This is a genomic window from Halobellus sp. Atlit-38R (assembly GCF_003665925.1).
In the GTDB taxonomy this organism is placed as follows: domain Archaea; phylum Halobacteriota; class Halobacteria; order Halobacteriales; family Haloferacaceae; genus Haloquadratum; species Haloquadratum inordinatus.
The window spans coordinates 1-610 of sequence record NZ_QXIJ01000127.1; the positions used below are offsets into that span (position 1 = coordinate 1).

A 610-nucleotide genomic window follows, 5' to 3' on the forward strand; every position below is an offset into this window, starting at 1 on the left:
CGGTACCGCCCCACCGCGGGATCGAGCACCTCCGAGATCACCGAGCGGAGGTCGGCGACGTCCTCGCGGACGCCGGGCGCGTCCGGGAGGTACGGGAAGTCGTCGAGCGGGACCTCGTCGGGGTCGTACGCGTCGTACGTCTCGTCGGAGAGGTACTCCCGGCGGAAGGGGCGGTGCGGCTCCTCGATGCCGACGGAGACGAAGAAGGGCTCGTCGGCGTCCGCGCGCTCGGCGAGGAAGTCGTCGACGACATCGACGAGCCCGAGGGCGCGCTTGGTCCCGCTGTCGACGTACTCGTAGCCGAGCCGCTCGGGGTCGTCCGGGACCTCGTGCTGGAAGCCGAGCAGCGCCGTCTCGTAGCCCGCCTTTCGGAGGCGCTTCGGCAGCGTCTCCCACTCGTCGCCGAGCGCCCAGCCCATGTGCGCGAGCCCCATGACGCCGTTCTCGTGGGGGTAGTAGCCCGTCATCATGCTGGACCGGCTCGGCGAGCACTGCGGGGCCGAACAGAAGCTGTTCGCCAGCCGCGCGCCGTCGGCCGCGATCCGGTCGATGTTCGGCGTGTCGACGTCGGCCCCGTAGCAGCCGAGGTGTTGCCCCAGGTCGTGACAGT

The 610-nt window shown here is 71.1% G+C and carries 1 protein-coding gene; it reads right to left on the reverse strand.

The window, feature by feature from the left end; translation table 11 throughout:
* On the reverse strand, positions 1–610 hold a 610-nt coding region (locus tag D3D02_RS18480), incomplete at both ends, for a sulfatase-like hydrolase/transferase (RefSeq protein ID WP_147435724.1).